Source organism: Microbulbifer sp. GL-2 (assembly GCF_007183175.1).
In the GTDB taxonomy this organism is placed as follows: domain Bacteria; phylum Pseudomonadota; class Gammaproteobacteria; order Pseudomonadales; family Cellvibrionaceae; genus Microbulbifer.
Window position 1 is genome coordinate 3,748,814 of the sequence record NZ_AP019807.1, and the last position, 17,130, is coordinate 3,765,943.

10 protein-coding genes are annotated in these 17,130 nt (G+C 48.8%); 5 read left to right on the top strand and 5 right to left on the bottom strand.

Annotated elements, in window-relative coordinates:
• Positions 1 to 611: 611 nt before the first annotated feature.
• Entirely contained in the window at positions 612 to 2,162 is a 1,551-nt protein-coding gene (locus GL2_RS16385) for a hypothetical protein (protein WP_143731649.1), read from the bottom strand.
• A gap of 612 nt (positions 2,163 to 2,774) precedes the next feature.
• Between GL2_RS16385 and GL2_RS16390 the strand changes: the two genes are divergently transcribed.
• Both GL2_RS16390 and GL2_RS22165 read left to right on the top strand, forming a co-directional pair.
• Positions 2,775 to 3,773, top strand: coding sequence for a hypothetical protein (locus GL2_RS16390; protein WP_143731650.1), 999 nt, complete (start codon positions 2,775 to 2,777; stop codon positions 3,771 to 3,773).
• Between the two features lie 303 nt (positions 3,774 to 4,076).
• A complete protein-coding gene (locus tag GL2_RS22165) occupies positions 4,077 to 4,199 on the top strand; it encodes a hypothetical protein (RefSeq protein ID WP_255505706.1) in 123 nt (40 codons plus the stop codon).
• Between the two features lie 556 nt (positions 4,200 to 4,755).
• Here the strand turns inward: GL2_RS22165 and csrA are convergent.
• Positions 4,756 to 4,917: a carbon storage regulator CsrA gene (gene csrA / locus GL2_RS16400; RefSeq protein WP_143731651.1), complete on the bottom strand. Its 162-nt coding sequence runs from the start codon at positions 4,915 to 4,917 to the stop codon at positions 4,756 to 4,758.
• 849 nt (positions 4,918 to 5,766) lie between these two features.
• Between csrA and GL2_RS16405 the strand changes: the two genes are divergently transcribed.
• Entirely contained in the window at positions 5,767 to 6,279 is a 513-nt protein-coding gene (locus tag GL2_RS16405) for a hypothetical protein (protein WP_143731652.1), read from the top strand.
• A 295-nt stretch (positions 6,280 to 6,574) separates the two neighbouring features.
• Here the strand turns inward: GL2_RS16405 and GL2_RS16410 are convergent, their stop codons facing one another.
• Positions 6,575 to 7,162, bottom strand: coding sequence for a PD-(D/E)XK nuclease family protein (locus GL2_RS16410; protein ID WP_143731653.1), 588 nt, complete (start codon positions 7,160 to 7,162; stop codon positions 6,575 to 6,577).
• Positions 7,163 to 7,928: 766 nt separating this feature from the next.
• Here GL2_RS16410 and GL2_RS16415 point away from each other — a divergent pair.
• Both GL2_RS16415 and GL2_RS16420 read left to right on the top strand, forming a co-directional pair.
• On the top strand, positions 7,929 to 9,674 hold the full coding sequence (locus GL2_RS16415) for a hypothetical protein (protein ID WP_143731654.1): 1,746 nt from the start codon (positions 7,929 to 7,931) through the stop codon (positions 9,672 to 9,674).
• A gap of 25 nt (positions 9,675 to 9,699) precedes the next feature.
• Positions 9,700 to 10,566 carry a hypothetical protein gene (locus GL2_RS16420; protein ID WP_143731655.1) on the top strand — a complete coding sequence of 289 codons (867 nt, stop codon included), beginning with the start codon at positions 9,700 to 9,702 and terminating at the stop codon, positions 10,564 to 10,566.
• A gap of 330 nt (positions 10,567 to 10,896) precedes the next feature.
• On the opposite strand, the gene GL2_RS16425 is transcribed toward GL2_RS16420, so the two are convergent.
• A complete protein-coding gene (locus tag GL2_RS16425; RefSeq protein ID WP_143731656.1) occupies positions 10,897 to 14,355 on the bottom strand; it encodes an exodeoxyribonuclease V subunit beta in 3,459 nt (1,152 codons plus the stop codon).
• On the bottom strand, positions 14,352 to 17,051 hold the full coding sequence (locus tag GL2_RS16430; protein ID WP_143731657.1) for a PD-(D/E)XK nuclease family protein: 2,700 nt from the start codon (positions 17,049 to 17,051) through the stop codon (positions 14,352 to 14,354). Before GL2_RS16430 ends, GL2_RS16425 begins: the two co-directional genes overlap by 4 nt.
• Positions 17,052 to 17,130 lie beyond the last annotated feature (79 nt).

The following is a 17,130-nucleotide window of genomic DNA, read 5'->3' on the forward strand; positions in this document are numbered from 1 at the left end:
AATTACTATTATGGTTGGACAGAACATTGGTACTTCCCAAACCTGGATATAATAGCCAGAATTTACGGTTCTGCGATTACCTTTCCTAACCCAAGGCAGACATATATTAGGATTAAAACTCGAGAACACCAATTAACGCCAGCCGTAACCATTGACATACCAAATAGAAAATTGAGACAAACGAATAATCGTTTCTGATTGGAATGCGGCGGTTCACCAGAAACGGCTAAATGAATACGCTGATAAATAGAGGTTTAAAGAGATTCCTCCAAGTGTAGGCTGGTTTGGCTAAAATGAGGTTGAGGTCGATGTACTAAAAATGGGGAAGGAAAGAATACCGTGCACTCGCAATCCTATAGAGTATGGATGCCGATTGCGACCTCATAGGGATGTATTCGCAGCGCATCTCGAGTGCAGTGTATTCTTTCCTTCCACCCAAGTAATAGGCCATGGCCACCCTCCCTTTTTTTACCATGCTACTCAATACGATTTCGTATCAATTTATCAGTCGCTATAGCCTGATGGGTATTGGTGTACTGACTTCACTGGTAGTGACGGCGGGAGGATTACTTGTTTAAGTTATCCTGTTTATGTCCAATTCAACTCCTCTCCTAGGGTGATACAAAATTCTTGTAGTCCGTTTCCAGCATAGGGTAGCCTTTACCTGTATAGGCATCACGTCCCATCAGTGCGTCGATGAGCTTATTACGTGGGGTGAGCGTATCAGCAGGGTAGGGAGCGCTGGTGGTTGTATTCCAAGGATTGTCCCATGCTTGACGGCCGTTTGGGGCAATCGAATGGAGTCCCCAGCCTTCTTCGGGCCAGCTAGGGTCTTCACTGCCATCCCAGATAAATGTGTACTGAGGATACCCCTTGATTCCATTTGTGAAAGTGATTTTCCCGTCAGAATCAAGCTGATAAGTGGGTGTTTTATCTCCTTTTTTCCAATTTAAGATTTGCTTGCTGAGATAATCATTTTGACTTTTTGGAATAGCAGCCCAGTATGCATCATTTTTCCACCATTCATCTGACCATTCAAAGTAGGTGCCGCCTGAGACAAACTTAACATAATTATCTATTACCTCTATATCATCACGGACGGCATCGGCAGCGGTTTGCATACCTGCTGAATCCTTATCGGCAAGAAGAGCATTGCCATCACTGGGGCCTTTAGTGGTTACTGGTTGATTTTCTGTTCCTGGATGCCCCCATTCGGTGATAAGTAATGGGCGGTAGTAGGACTTTTTGAATACGTTGGTTTCGTAGGTTGATAAACTGGTTTTCATGCCGGAGTAGATATTTATGCCCCAAACATCACAAATAGTTGAAATTATTTGCTCGACATGAACTTTGCTGTTATCGGTAGGTGTATTACCTACAAGTGCGTTACGTAGATCCTTCGCTGCTTGCTGGAGATCAATCCCAGTGCTCCCGGAACCATCTACAGGGAGTGTTTTTATATTACTATCAGATAAATCTACATATGTATTACCATTATAAAGATTCGGATCATTTTGCCATGCGATGCTGGTAAGCTTTTTATTAGTCCCAAGCCCCCGTTGCAGGCGTTGTCGCATCAAGTAGTAAAAAGCCCAAACTTCTGCCTTAGAGTTGCGCGGGGCTTGATTTTGCTCGTTGGCAAGTGAAAATCCCATCACTGAGGGCTGACTGCCATATTCGCTTGCTAGTTTCTCTGCAGTTTGCAAATAGAAGTTCATGTAGGCAAATTTATTGGCACCGTCGAATACATTTCCACCATCCAGCCCGATACCTATCATGATGTCTATATCATTTGTATCAAGACTGGAAAAGAAATCTGTACGCTCATTAAATGGTTCTGATGATATTGGGCTTTTCTGGTCGAGGTTTCGCATGGTGTTGATATCAGTTGTCACCTGCCACCACCAGAAAGAATAGGTGCGGAAAAAATTTATGCCCAGTGATTTCATTTTTGGCATGTCACGTTTCGCTATGATCGTCCATGGGCCGTAGAACCAGTCGCCAATCTGGGGCTGATAATGGAAACTGCCACCGACGGGGACCGGTGAATAGGCAACACCTTTGGCAAAGTAAGGCGAGTCATTTTTTGCTAGGTACACCGCGGTTGGAGATGAAGAGCTTCCTTTAGTCTTAACTGTCCAGTCACTATTTCCGGAAGACATTGTTGTTTCCTCTATAATTGGTGGCTTTCTTGGGACGTATTTTGAATAACCAATGTTGTAACAGATGTAATTAAAAATCACCTGTATTAGAGTAGAATTGCGCCTAAATTATATTTTGGGTCGAGAGCAGCTTGGTTCATTGTCTCCAGCTTCCACTTGTTTTTATATGTTTTTCCAGTTGGATATATTTAATAGCTCCATGAGTGGACGGCGAAACGGTGTTGTGGTCAAGTCTAACCGGACACCTCTTTAAGATTTTTTTAAAAGGGATTGATGTGTACTAACTGTGAATCATTGACGGACTCCTCAAAATTAAGTTTAGATAAAAAAATCTGATGCTACATATATTTAAGGGCTGTCAAAACAGCCGTACGTCCAGAAAACAATTTTCAGATCTAGAGTTTTTCAACAAGGAACACATGGTAAGAAATTTTGACTTAAATGTGTACGAGTAATCCACTGTAATTATTTCTTGATTGAGAACATGTTTTAAATTTGTATACTTCTCGAAATCATGCGTAGAAAACAAAGCATATGTTTCTATTCATTACCTGCTGTCCTATTAAGTTCAAGAATCAGCGAATTAAACCCCATACTTCTTAATCTAAGTAGATGAAAATTTATGACCCTAAACAAAAAAAAGACTATAGAGGTGCCATTTCCATCGCTGAAGGCTCCCCTGAAGAAAAATTTCTAACTGATATGAGCGTACTTATGATGTCTGACGGCAGGGCTCGTCTGCAATCAGGGGTAACGCCTCATTTTCAGAATGAATTTATAGTGAGAACGTTTTTTGAAGGCCTGAGTGACTGGAAAAGTAAGTATCCTATTAAAAGCGGCATGCAGGGATATTCGCTATCTCCTTATCGTTGGACGATAGGCGTAGAGAGTGGAGAGGCTGCCGTTGCTACGAGAAAGGTAATCATAGAAAAACGACTCACAACGCTCAATGCTCTTGATACAGAAATAGTCAATCGGGGTAATAAAAAAAGAAAGCCAAAAAAAGGTGGGAAGATTGTAGGTGTTGCGGAAGGAGCCAACTATCACCACCCCCCACTCGCATACCCACCCAAGGATTGTTTTGCTTATACCCAAAGGCAGAGAGAAAATTCTAATGGAGCATTAGAAATCTGGGTTTTTGGAATTGATGGTACCAATAGTCAGCACCTCACAAATGCAGCTGAAGTGGCGGCCAAAAAGTACTCAGAGTTTTGTGGTGTCAACGAAGACTTTATCAAGCAGTTGATCCTGGAAAATATTTACGTTAAAAATCTAAATGTAGAAGATGAAGATTTTGTCAAGCGGACCAGTGATTTAATAGCTGCAAACAGAGATCTATATGACATGGTTGTTCAAGCGTGCATGAGAGCGGCTAAAGCAGTTAACATAAAAGGATCAATTAATTTTGGTGTCTATAGTGATGCAGGTAATCCAAAAATAAATAGAGAGCATTTGCATGAGGCTCTTTACAAAGCCGGAAACGGCGGGAACCCGGGGGTATCAATGGACCCTTGCAGGCACCATGTTTTTTCAGGTTCAAATGATGGGGGGATGCATTTAGAGCACGCCTCCAACTTCCATATTGCTCAATATAATATTGAAAAGAAATGATATTTACATGCAGAAGGCTCGGATTCTAATTGGAGCCCTGAAAACGGTAAGTTGAGTATCTCTAACTTAAATCAATCTTTATATGAAAAATTAAATTTTAAATTTCGAGCTGTATTCTGAGAAGATCGAAGGTAGTTGTTATAGGATAGTTGCCGCCTCCTTAAACTAGAAGAAGCAGGCGGGAGTGGTAATAGGTTAGATGGATTAGTTCAGACCAAATCTGACACATCCTCTTGAAAAAAAGGGGTTTACCGGTTTTGATTAAGGTGCCTAGACCTATAAGTAAAACCAAGGATAAACCCCATGATCCATACTAATGATCGCATCATCAAATACAAGACTGGATTACTCAATCTGGCAGAAGAACTCTGTGTAGATATCTTCTTTACCTGGTTGCCTTTCACCTCGAATACGGTAACTGAGTAAGCACTCAATACACCCAACTTAATCACTCTACAGGGTGGGGCGTGATAGTACCCACTAACCTGCCAGTATGATATTCCAGGGAAGTAGTACCTCATTCTCTTCAAGAGATTGGGCCTTTGGTGGCCCGTATAGACTTCGCAGAGGTAATCATACGGCTCAAGAGCATTAGCTTTGACTGTTTTGATCAGGCTGTGCAGGGCGGCGCTGGCATAGGCGCCTTTTGGTTTGGAGAGCCTCAAAAGTACGTTTGATAGAAATGTCAGGTATACGCGGGCGGTATAAGCGGTGACGGGTGTTGGGTTTCGATAGCTGAGGGAGGCTCTGGTTTGCTGGGTCTGCTTCAGCAGATGAATAGGCTCAGATACGCAACCATGCCTGGAATGGGTGGTGAGACCATAGGCTGGCCTTGCTACTGGTATTCATACCATTGAGGATGACGCGACCTATTCAGGGTGGCGCTCTTACCTTGAAGGCTGCCACCGCCCTAATTTATAGGACGGTGGCATGAGGTTGGCCTTCTTTCTTGAGGAGTCTGCTATTCAGCGGTTTCCATTGTTTATTTTTTGATGCGTATATAAAGCTCTTCGCGGTGAACGGGTAGGGTTTTGAGGGCGCGGATGCCTATCTTTACTTGATTTCCCTTCACTTCCAACACTGTGATCGAGACATTCGTTCCAATTCTTAGGTTCTCGCCTGTTCGGCGCTTTAGGATCAACATGTTTTCTTCCTACCGATACTCAAGCTGTGGATGGGCATTCCTTTGTGGGGAAGCTTGGTGAGTGATACTTGGTGGAAGAGTGGAGGGGCGCGTGGGCGGTGGGCGCAGAATAGGAAAAGGCGGGCGCTAGGCTCCCAAAGCTTGGGGAGTCGCTCCAAGCTACTGATTGTGCTCCACTTTATTGAAGACGAGCGGGTTTCTAGCGTAGTATGCATACAGCCATCTTGATAGGACTCTTATCAATTTGGTTAGCTGGCCCCTGGTGTTGCAGCACCTTGGGTCAGCGCCTTTTCTCTATTCTTACTTTACGTTACCGTTCTCCTGTTGAAGAGGTGGCTCTTTTTAGAAAATTCCTGGATCTATCTTTAGGGTAGGTTTTACAGAATTTGCCTACCCGCAGCCCCAAGTTCTGATATTTATCACTCAATTCTACGCAGAATTGATCCTTAGAAAAACCTAATAAATTTCAATAAGATAATTTTGACGCCGATATTTCTCTATTTGTTCGTATAGGAGCTATCAAATTTCTATTGTGTAGCTAGTATTTTGTGACGTTCTTCTTCAGGCAAAACTCGAAGATTTGTACTTCAGTTTGCTGAATGAGCAGGGGCGTCTTTACGCTTTGACTCTAGCTTTGATCTGAATGTGAATCTATTTAGAGGAAAAATCCCTAATAATAGTGATCCAATCCTGTATCCAATTTTGAAATGATTTCTTCTATCTAATGGCTGGGTTCGAAATGAAGATATCAACACCTATAAAAAGGATTGAGAGTTATGGGTCGACTGTAAATCTGTTGAAAGCAAAATGCTGTGACGGTTCAGGGGCCCCAACTGGAGGTGTATGTCCATGAATCATACAAGGAGAATAGGGACAACTAAGTTTGGTTTAATTATAGCTGCCCTTATATTGTATAGCGGATTATCAAGTGCAGAAGATATATCATGGCAGGAATTTTCAATACCTTTAGATGACAGGTGGTCAATCATCGAGAAAGCGCATGGGCCATTAGTACTAAAAAACAATCAGTCCAATGGTAAGCTGCACATTATTCTACGCAAATCTAGAGATGTTGACGATAATATATCATTAGGATTGGCTAGAACTTTAGAAGTTCATCAAGCGCATAAAAGGCCAATGAAGAGGGAGACTATCGGTAGCTTTGAAGGATATCTGATACCTATTAGCACATCTGTAGATTGCAAATATAGTTGGAACTTGAAATCTGATCCTGATCTATTGCTTATCGTTTATTACGAAATCGATTGTGAAAAATTGGACATGGAAAGTGTTGAGCAGCTGATAAGAAATATAGACTACAAAAAGAAATCAGGAGACTTATCAACCCCCGTTGCGAAATGAAAGATACGGATTGATCAAAGAGCTGTAAATGGATCTGAGCGAACGGCTCGTACATTAAAATAATGATCGCCCTCATCAGGGTAAAAAGTGTTGTGACCGTACACTGATAGCAACCCTTGGAGAGGATAAAAATGATCTGGAAGGAAAGGCTTGCAAACTAAACTTGACCTGACAGGGCACCTTCTGAAATAACGGCAACAGTCAGATCAAGTCTGAACTGCTACATTTCAGAGTATTTCCCGGTCCGCTGTCTTACGTAGACTGGGAAATGCTCTGGCGCTGAGTGTAATCTGCCCTAATCCAACTCCACCAACCTCTGCATCAACGGAAAATACAGCGCACACCGAATATTCCGTTCCCCTCGTGCATAAAAGAGCTTGCGGTAATTCTCCAACTGATTCCGATACTGCTCCAGCTGAGCCGCAATAAACTCTTCCTGGCTTTCTTCACCACTGGGCTCTGCTGTTTTGTAATCCACAATCCAGCGGGTGCCTTCGTTATCAATAAAGGTGCGGTCCACAATGGAGCGCCTTAACTGTCGGCCGCCGCTGTGGAGTTCCAGTTCGCAGGCGGATTCTCTAAGTGAGCTATCCAATAGCCAACGGCCGGTGGGGCAGTTGAGGCTGTTGCGTACGGCGATCTCCACTTTCTCAGCAGCGCGGTCCAGGCTGGTGGCAGATAGCCCCAATTGTTTCAGGCGCAGTTGCCATAGGGGGCGCTGGGCTTCCAGTTTGCTGGGTGTCCAGTCGTTGATATTGGTCTCGGCAATGGTGGCGAGGGTTTCGTGGGCTACGGTGCCGGCGTGTTTGAGCCAGCGCAGGGCTACCTGGCCCAGTTCGGGAATATTGTCTTCTTCCTCTGTTTTGGGTTGGTAGTTTGGCATGCGGTATTGGGCCAGCCATTCCTGCCGGGGCGTGGTTTGGGGTTGCCATTGGTTGGGCAGGCGCAGTAGGTAGTCGTAGTCTCTGCTGGCGCCCAGCTTTTATGTGCCCCTTTTTCCGGTTGATACAGGCTAAAAGATACAGCGAGCGGATGGCAGGGTGCGGCCAATATACAGCAGGGAGCTGTTTTCTATATGTTAGCGTTCAGTGCCGTGTTTGCCGTTTCAAGGGGGCTTTTGGCAGTGCTTAAGATCAGAGGTGTTCTATGCGTATCAGGATGACAGGGGATAGCTGATTAATTCACCAGCGGTGGAAGTTAATTGTGATTAGTGTAGCAACAATGAAATTCTGGCAAATATGGCAGAAAAGAAGTGTGGAGCTGCGTGTAGATTAGAGGCTGCTTTTTGTCGGCAATTGTACATTAGTACTTCTGGGGGAGAGATGCTCTTATGACCCCTTGGGAAATTATTACATATGATTACATCCAGCTAGCTTGAGTTTATTAAATCTGTACTCAATTTTTGTGTTTTTAATTGTAAATGGCTTAGATTTTCTCTGAAGGTAGTATGACTTGCCAGTCTCTTCTGCAAGTGGAATTTTTTTCTTTACTGTATTTCTTCGGAAATTATACAGAGCGCTAACCTGCTGATAAATTTGCACATCCAGATGAAACTAAACTGGCTCCATGCTTTTTCCTCGGAGGGGAGTGGGGCTTGATAAGTGTACCAAATAGCGGCTCTCATATCAGGGGTAGGAAAGGAAGCAAAGATGGAACAGCAAATTAAAACTCATATCCTCTGTAGCAGTGGGGGGCGAAATTTGGTTGCCTCTCCTGGAACGGCTGAGCTTTGGGGGCGTATCTATTCCAGTACAATGGGTAGCAAGCCAAACTTCCATGCTGTTGGTGCTTACATGGCCATTCGTGGTTTATTGTCTAAACCAAATGATTTTGATACCCATACGCACCTCGAGAACCAGCGAATTAAAGTAAAAATCGAACGCGGATATGAAATAAGCTACACATTGTTACCTGACGGGGATATCTATCTTAATGATATTCAGATTGATTTTGAGGATGAAACCCTTACACAGGGAGACAAAAAGGCTACTTTATTTAAAGTTTCATCTGATAGCAAAACATCAGTAAACGATAAGCCAATATGGGAGGTGGTCAAAATTGAACCTAATCAGCTCAAAATTACCCCAACGTCTGTTACCCATATTTTGATATGTGATTCTAATGTTGCTGATACTAAACTTAGCGCCCGATATGGAGCGCCAGTTATTAATGCTGGCCACCCAGGGCGTGAAGTAGGGGCTGGTGATACATTTTATATGTTCCACTATCCCAAAAAACGTGGAATACAGGGCTTTTTCGCCACACGGAAAACAGAGACTGTTAATAAAAAAGCCAAGTTTATTAATGAAATAGCCAGTGTGGTTACAGGTGCTGCTCGGATTAGCGCATCTGAGTATCAACGCAGACAAGTAACTGGTAAAGAAGCTGTTAAGAAGCTAACTAACAACCAGAAGGCAAAAGATCAGTTGGGTAATCCCAATTTTGGCAATATTGCCACTAAAAGTCGCGACGATATTATCAAAGAAAAGAATATATCTAAAGCTGATAAAGCGAAGGCGCTTAAGTTTACGGCTGCTAAGAAAACTGGCTTGCCTGACCCTGTAGTATGTTGGACTGCCAATGGTAATGGGGATAAAGTTTTTAGAGATGTTGTAAAGAGCGTTGCCAAAAAAGTTAATGTCGAGAACGTATATAAAGCAAAAGATGAAAATTCTTCAGGAGATGCATTCAACAGCCAAAAGCTACAGCAGGTTTTTCTAAATAATTATACTGTAAATGACAATCGATTAGACCGTGCTATGACGAGTATTGGTATGGAATGGAGTGAGAAGCGTGGTACACGAAGCCCAATAAGCTTTAAAAATTTAATTGCCGATACTCTGTACTCAAGTGAATATGCCTTGCTAAAGCGTCGTACACAGGTTTCCGCTTGTGAGCAAGAGCGCAGTCAGTTACATCCCGCATTTGCTGCTACCAGCAAGACAGCCAAATCTAACGCTCTTAAGCCCAAGGCGCCCTTGCTAAGTACCCAGGGAGCTATTGGTGCAGGCATTAAAGCTGGTGCTACAGCAGGGGCCGGAGTTTTTTCGGCGCTGGTAAAAGCAAATGGGTCGGGGGAGCTAGACGCTTTATCCAAAAATATGGACGCTATCGCAGAAAAATCAGCAACTGCACTTCATGGTACTATGGGTACCATGTATAAGACTATGAAAGTTGTTACAGAAGCTACTGCCAGTAATGCCTCAACTGCACTTACTGTGGCAGGGGTTGCTGTAGTAGGATTTGCTGTTGCAAAGTCAATAAACAGTGGCTCCCTGCAAAAGGCAAAGTTATTATTTGGGCAAATGCATAAGGGCGATCTTAGCTCAATGCCAACTAATAGCTTAAGTGATTTAGAGACTGCATTGGCATTTCGTGCTAATCTAAATAGCTAATTTGAAAGCAGCTTGTGAAAAATTGATGTTATTTGGCACTACACAAAGCCCTAAAGGGCCTAATTTAAGAAAGTCAGTACCGGTAAGATGTAATCTTTCCGGTACCAAGCTTACTTTTTTAAAGCCCTTAAGCAACGCCTCAAAAATTAGTGGTGAAGAGCCAAGTGCTGATTTGCCATTGGCTTTCAATGAGAATATCTACTCCTTAGATAGTTTTAATGAAATTCGTAACAATGCATGGGGCATACTGCTTGCAGAGGAGCGGTATAAATATCATGGCCCGCCGTTCATTAATCCTGATGTTGGAGGGATGGAATTTACTGCCTCACTTAGGAAGATAGGCAATGACTTAAATCTACTTAAAGCCAGTGACTATGAGCATTGGGTTGATAGTGATATTAAAGCCTATTACTCCCCTGGTACTGGGTCTGTTTTCCAGGAATGGCTCTATCTTTTCCCGCTGTTCTGGCAAACCTTCAAGCTACCTAATACGAATGGTGTTCAATGGGTTGCCTACGCTGTTCAAGATTTAAGCTGCCAGGAAGGTGATCTAATCAAATATTATGTTCGTGCTGCAATTTCATCTGAGCATGAATTGGTTTTCTCATTTAGAGCCACAACTGATGATTATGATTCTGGTGCTTTTGGATTGTTCAAAGAAATTTCAAACTTTATATTGAATAGTGTTGAGGTTTCATTAACTGACTCGATTGTAGAAGAAATTAAAGCCCTATCATCGTCAGGCTTACGTAACTTCAGTGAGCAAAAGCCGGTATTGCGATTTGATGATGCGCCAAAAAACAAGTTCAGTAATTATGAGCTGTTAAATGATCCGTGCTTTTACTTTACTAAGATCAATAAGACAGTCGATCGTAAGCTCTGGTCGAAGTAGTAATAGGTTTCTCAGTCTTATATGCTTTGTAGTGCCAGCTATAATGGGGCAAATTGTATTTGCTGTGGGCTAATCCAGTGAACCCCAAAACTTCTTTTTGGATAATGCTTGGGTGAGATTCCTCTCGTTTTTTAGCAGCATTACCGGTTCTCTTCCGTATTATTCAGCCCCTTGAGCTGGCCCAATGTGATGCAACTATGTTTTATTCACTTAATCGCATCACATTGGGCTATTTTAAAATATGGAAATTGGATTTCTTCTGTTCTTTACATGCCCAATACTGCTCTCTTAAAAAGTTGATATGAACCTCGGAGCTATACCCATCTCTTCCTAATCCAACTCCACCAACCTCTGCATCAACGGAAAATACAGCGCACACCGAATATTCCGTTCCCCCCGTGCATAAAAGAGCTTGCGGTAATTCTCCAACTGGGTCCGGTAGTGCTCCAGCTGAGCCGCATTAAATTCTTCCTGGCTTTCTTCCCCACTGGGCTCTGCCGTTTTGTAATCCACAATCCAGCGGGTGCCTTCGTTATCGATAAAGGTGCGGTCCACAATGGAGCGCCTTAACTGTCGGCCGCCGCTGTGGAGTTCCAGTTCGCAGGCGGATTCCCTTAATGATCCATCCAATAGCCAACGGCCGGTTGGGCAGTTGAGGCTGTTGCGTACGGCGATTTCCACTTTCTCGGCGGCGCGGTCCAGGCTGGTGGCGGATAGTCCCAATTGTTTCAGGCGCAGTTGCCATAGGGGGCGTTGGGCTTCCAGTTTGCTGGGTGTCCAGTCGTTGATATTGGTCTCGGCAATGGTGGCGAGGGTTTCGTGGGCTACGGTGCCGGCGTGTTTGAGCCAGCGCAGGGCAACCTGGCCCAGTTCGGGAATATTGTCTTTTTCCTCGGTTTTGGGTTGGTAGTCTGGCATGCGGTATTGGGCCAGCCATTCCTGCCGGGGCATGGCTTGGGGTTGCCATTGGTTGGGCAGGCGCAGTAGGTAGTCGTGATCTCTGCTGGCTTCGTCCTGGTTTAGCAGGGGTTCTTCCGCTTCCAGCCAGTGGCACCAGTCGCTTTCCTGGTGGTGCAAAACACTGGGCCAGATACCGGCGAGTAGGGCGGCGCTGCCGGGGGCTTTTAGGTGGCCCTTTTTTTCATCCCGGTTGATGCAGGCCAAAAGATGCAGCGAGCGGATGGCGCGGGTGCAGCCTACATACAACAGGCGGGTGCCTTCCAGGCGTTCGCGCTCGCTGTTGTCGTGCTTCAGGTATTCAAAAACCGGGTCGCGGCCGCCGCGTGCATTTTTGGGGGCGAGTAGGAAGCGGCTTTCGCCTTCGCGGTTGAGCCATTCGCTCCAGCGCAGCAGTTGGTCGCTGCCGGGTTTGCCGCCTTGGTCCAGGCCTGGGATCAGTACGTGTTCGAACTCCAGCCCTTTGGATTTGTGAATGGTCATCACCTGCACTTTGGCATCCTGGGCGGGGCGGGCGTAGAGCTGTTCCAGGGCCAGGGTGAACTGTTGCCAGTCGGTAATGGCACCGCCGGTATCGAAGGCTTCTAATAATTGCAGAAAGTCCTGCACATTATTCAGGTCAGATTTTTGCGCAACGGTAGCGGGGCCACCCAGTTCTAGCCAGAGGCCTTCAATCCAGGTGCGTAGGGGTTTGCGGCTGCGCTGCTGCCAGGCGTGCAGCAGTTTGGGGGCCACTTGGGCCAGGCGCGTGCGCCCTTCATCGCTGAGCAGGGCGATATCGTCCACTTCCTGCAAGGCCATTAATAATGGGCGTGCGCTGGTATCGGTTACGGTGATATCCCCATTGCCCCAGTTGGCCAGGGTGTAAAGGTCTGGCAGTTGCAGTCCGCACCAGGGGGCGCGGAGTACGGCCAGCCAGCTGATTCGGTCGCTGGGATCGAGCAGGGCGCGGGTGAGGCTGAGTAAATCCAACACCACCATTTTACTGGCAAGCGGCGCCAGCTCTGGGGCCTGGAAGGCGATATTGGCGGCGCTTAGGGCCGGCAAAATCTTTTGTAGATGTTTTTTCTTGCGCACCAGAATAGCGATGCGGCTCTCCGGATCTTGCGCTTGTAATTGCTGCACCAGTTCAACCGCTTGAGTGGCTTCGCGGTTGCGGTCTTCGTCATCAATGCAGCCATAGAAATTGACCGAGGGCTCGGCCCATTTGCTGCCTTTAAACGCTTCGGATTTCAGATATCGCACGGCGCCGCGACCGATATTGTCCGCTTGCGGAAAAGCTCTCAGGAAAGTCTCGTTGACCCAGTTCACTACCGCACTTTCGGAGCGGAAATTTACCTGGAGATCGAGGGTTGCCAGGGGCACTTCACCGATACCGCGTTTGCGCGCATCCAGGAAAATACCCACGTTGGCATTGCGGAAGCCGTAACAGGATTGCATGCCGTCGCCGACAATAAATAGGGTGCGGCCGTCTCCCTGCTGCCAGCCGGCAGTGAGTTTTTCCAGCAGTTGTAGCTGGGTGTGGGAGGTGTCCTGGAACTCGTCCACCAGAATATGCTGGGTTTGCAGATCCAGTTTTAGGGCCAGGTCTGTGGGGTTATCGCTATCGCCCAGGGCGATCAGTGCGGCTTGGGCCACTTCCGTATAGTCGGTGGCGCCCAGCTGCTGGAAGACCAGCTTTAATTCTGCGACTAACTTGGGCAGTACCTGGGCGAGCCCTTGCAGCAGTTGCCATTGGCTCTGTTGCAGTCCGCTGGGAAGCTTGCCCACTTCCCGCAATGCGGAGAGTAGCGGTTCGTTGCCGGCCAGTTCTGCCAGCAGGTCTTTCATGCGCTGTTTGTATTCTTCGGCGATGGGGCGCTCGGGATCTTTTTTATCCGGCAAGCCAAAACCGAGTTTTTTATTGATGCCGCCGCCTTTGCGCAGATCACCGGTGGTGGTGAGGAGCAGGCTGCCGAGGGCGAGCCAGGCGGGCAGGCCGCTGCTGTCTGTGCTGGGGAAATCGTCCAGTTCGGCGAAGAGGCAGAGGCCGTGGCTGGGGTTTTCCTTTTGTAAATTGCTGCCGGCATAACTGGCCAGCTCCAGCAGTTCCCCGGCGTAACTGCCGAGGGCTGTGGTGAGGTCTTGCAGCTTTTCTGTCACCAGTTCGTCGATGACAAAATGGAAATAATCCTGAGCGCCGTCAAAGTTAACGCTCAAAAGTGGGCCGAGCCATTGCTCGCGCTTGTCCAGCAAAATACGCAGCAGCTTATTGAGCTGGCCCAGGTCGTTGTCCAGGTGGAGCAGTAGTTGCTGTAGGTCTGCGTCTGGGGTTTCGCCATCAAGGTGTTTGAGCAGGTTCACCACCGCTAGCTCAAAGGCGATTTGGGTACGCTCCAGGGGTTCACCCGGTGCGCCCAGGCCACTTTCGATCGGCAGTTGGCTGGCGAGGCTGCGGCAGAGGCCGTCGATGGTTTGAATGCGCAGGCGCTGGGGTGTTTGCAGCAGTTCCCATTCCAGTTCGCGATCCCGCTCCAGCAGGGCGCGGGCCAAATCCCAGGTGATGGCATCGTGTGGGTTATCTGGCCGGGCTTGGTCACGGGCGCTGTGGAGGGCATCGATCAGGCGCTCGCGCATTTCACCGGCAGCTTTGCGGGTGAAGGTAATGGCCAACACTTCTTCCGGTTGCTGGCAGGCGGCGAGCAACTTTAATACGCGCTGGGTGAGCAGGCCGGTTTTACCGGAGCCCGCCGGGGCAGACACGGCAAAGCTGCGGCTGATATCCAGGGCTTGGCTGCGGGCGTCGGCATCGATGGGGCGGCGCAGGGCGGGAGTGGTCACAACTTCGTTCATTCGGTTATTTGCTCCCTTTCCGGCCAGCGGTTTAGGGGCCAGAGTTCACTGTTGTTATCGGTGGGGCGATCAAAGGCGAGGGTGGCTACACCGCTGCGATATTCGGTGGCGAGGGATTCCAGGCTGTAGCGCCAGTGCTCCACCAGATTGCTCCAGGTGCCGTAGGGGGATTCCTTTTCGGTATCGCCCACGGCTTTAATGCCGGTAATGGGGTGCTCCAAATCTCCGCAGCCATTCCATTTGCAGTCGCCGTTGCGCACCTGGCCGAAGGCGATGGCGTGGGCGTCCGGTTGGAATAGGGCGTAGAGCGGCAGCTGGGGTTCGCGGATGCGCTGGGTAAGCCAGTCGCGAATACTGGGAATGCCGGTTTTGTAATCGATCACCAGTTGTTCGCCGCTGGCGAGTTGATCCAATCGGTCCAGGCGCAGGTTAAAGTGCAGCCCGCCGATTTCCACGGCTTGTTCCCATTCGACTTTTTCTACGGAGAAATTGGGCCTGTCCAGTTCCACGGACAGCCATTGTTGCAGCAGGCGCTCCAGGCGCTGCTTTTCCATGGCCCAAAATCCGATCGGCAGGTGATTGTATTTTTTGCGCACACTGCCGAGGGAACGCTCCACTGCGCGTTCGATTTGCGCTTGGCGTTGCTCGTCGTCCATAGCTTGCAGTTGTGCGAGGGTGCCGCACTGTTGCCAGAATTCTGCCAGCACCTGGTGTACCACATTACCGCGCTCGGCGGGGCCGAGGCCGATATCCGGTAGGGTAAAACTGCTGGCGCCGAGGCGGAAGCGCAACTGCGCATTTAATGGGGACAGGGCTTGGGCCTTGAGCACCGAGGCACCACCGCGCACCCGTTCGCATTCGGCGGGGGTGAGTGGCGGTAGCTTTTTGTCTTCGATTTTTTCCAGCTGACTGGCTTGCGCCAGTTGGCTGTAGTGATTGTGCAGGGCGCCTTCGGCAAAGTGCTGGGCTTGTTGCGGGCTTTCAAACAAGCTGCTCAGCCCCTGCTGCACACCATCTTCTTCACAGGTGTAACTTACGACGATATCGCCGCTGGCATTCTGCAGGTCGGCGGTGAGTTCTCGGGCCAGTTCCAATTCCCGCTCGGCGCTGGCGCGGGGCATCTTCCAGTGTTTTTGCCATTGAATCGGCAGCAACGGATTGGGCGCCGGTGCCGGCGGCCATTGCTGTTGGCCGAAGCCGACCAGGCGCAGGTGATCGAAAGCGAGGCCGCCGGCTTCCAGTACCCCGAGAATTTGCAGAGGGCCATCGCGGGTTTCCGCTTGGAAGGGGGTGCGGCTGGCAATCTGACGCAGCAATTGCAGGGCCTGGGTGAGGGTAAGGTTGCCACCGCAGGCGCTGAGTGCGGCGAACTCTTCCAGGATGGATTCCCATTGCAACAACTGCTGGTATTCCTGGCTGTCCGGGTTGCGGCTGCCGGGCCAATTTAATGCGCTAAGTGTTTCGGAAGAACGCGCGGCCCAAATTTCTGCGGGGGCTCGCTGCCATCGCCGGGCGCGTTCGGCCACTTGTTCCAGTTGGCGGGGCAGTTGCGGTGATTCCAAGTGGAGGACTTCTGTGGTGCGCTCGGCCCAGTAGCGCAGGGTTGCGCCGTCGATACGGCGCAGCTCCAGTTTTTGTAAACGGCGGAACAGGGCACTGCGCAGCCAGGTTTCACTGTCGTCACCCCAGAAGGGGCTGAACAGGATATTTTGCAATTGAGGGTAATCCCATTCGTCTTGCAGTAGCGATAGCAATTGTAAGGCGGCGCTGCCGACCGGTGTCTGTGCCAGGGGCGTACCGGCGGAGAAGTTAAACGGCAGTGTGTAGCGCGGTTGCTGCGGGTCCAGGTATTGGGGTTCGAGCACGCGGGAAAATACCGCTTCCACCTGGGCGCGGCACTGGCCCAGATTATTCACCACTATGCCAACGCTGTGGCCGGGGTTTTCAGCGAGCTTTTGTCCGGCCCAAAGGGCTGCCTGATAGAGTTCTTCATCCAAATCGGCGCAGGCGGCTACGGATAGTTCGCTCTGCTGGGTAAGTCCTGGCCTTTCATTAACGGCTGTTGCACCTGCGTGAATTAGGGCATTGGCGAGGGGCGAAATCTGGGCAAAGCCGGCGGTATCAATTTGCGCGACGGGTTCCAGAATGCCTTCTTGGAATGCGCGCAGGATCAATTGATCGCGCTGGTCTGGTGTGATGGCGCTGTGGGCCTGAAGCTCAGTAGCAAAGGCCTTGATCATGACGCACAGCGGTAGTTCGTCGCTGCGCATAGAGAGTGCGAACTGTTCCAGTAGGGGAGTTAGCGCTTCATCTATTTGCGAGAGATCGGAGATCAGCTGCCATTGGAGCAGCTGCGCCAGGGCGCTATCGGCATCCCGGCACAGTTGCTGGCTGTTGAGCAGTTGCCGGTCCAGGGATTCATCCAAGGCGCGCTGCCAGAGCAATTGCCGTTGCTCGCGATTCAATACCTGCTGCAAGGCGGGCTGCCAGTTGCGCTGTTGCAGCTGGAACCAGAGCTTGTCCAGCCAGCTGCGCAGGGACTCCACCGGCGGCGGCATCCAGCAGGCACCGGGCGACTGCTGCGCGGCAAACACCTGTTGGCAGCGGTTGCGCAGACGGTTGTTGGGGGTGAGCAGCAGTCCTCCGGGGGGCAGCTGCGCAAATATTTCGAGAGCGGGAAATGCCGGCTTCAGCATGAATTCGGGTACCGGTTAGGGCTTGTTATTCGGGGAACGGTCGCGGTTTGTGACGGAACTGTCAACTCCGTTGCGTGGT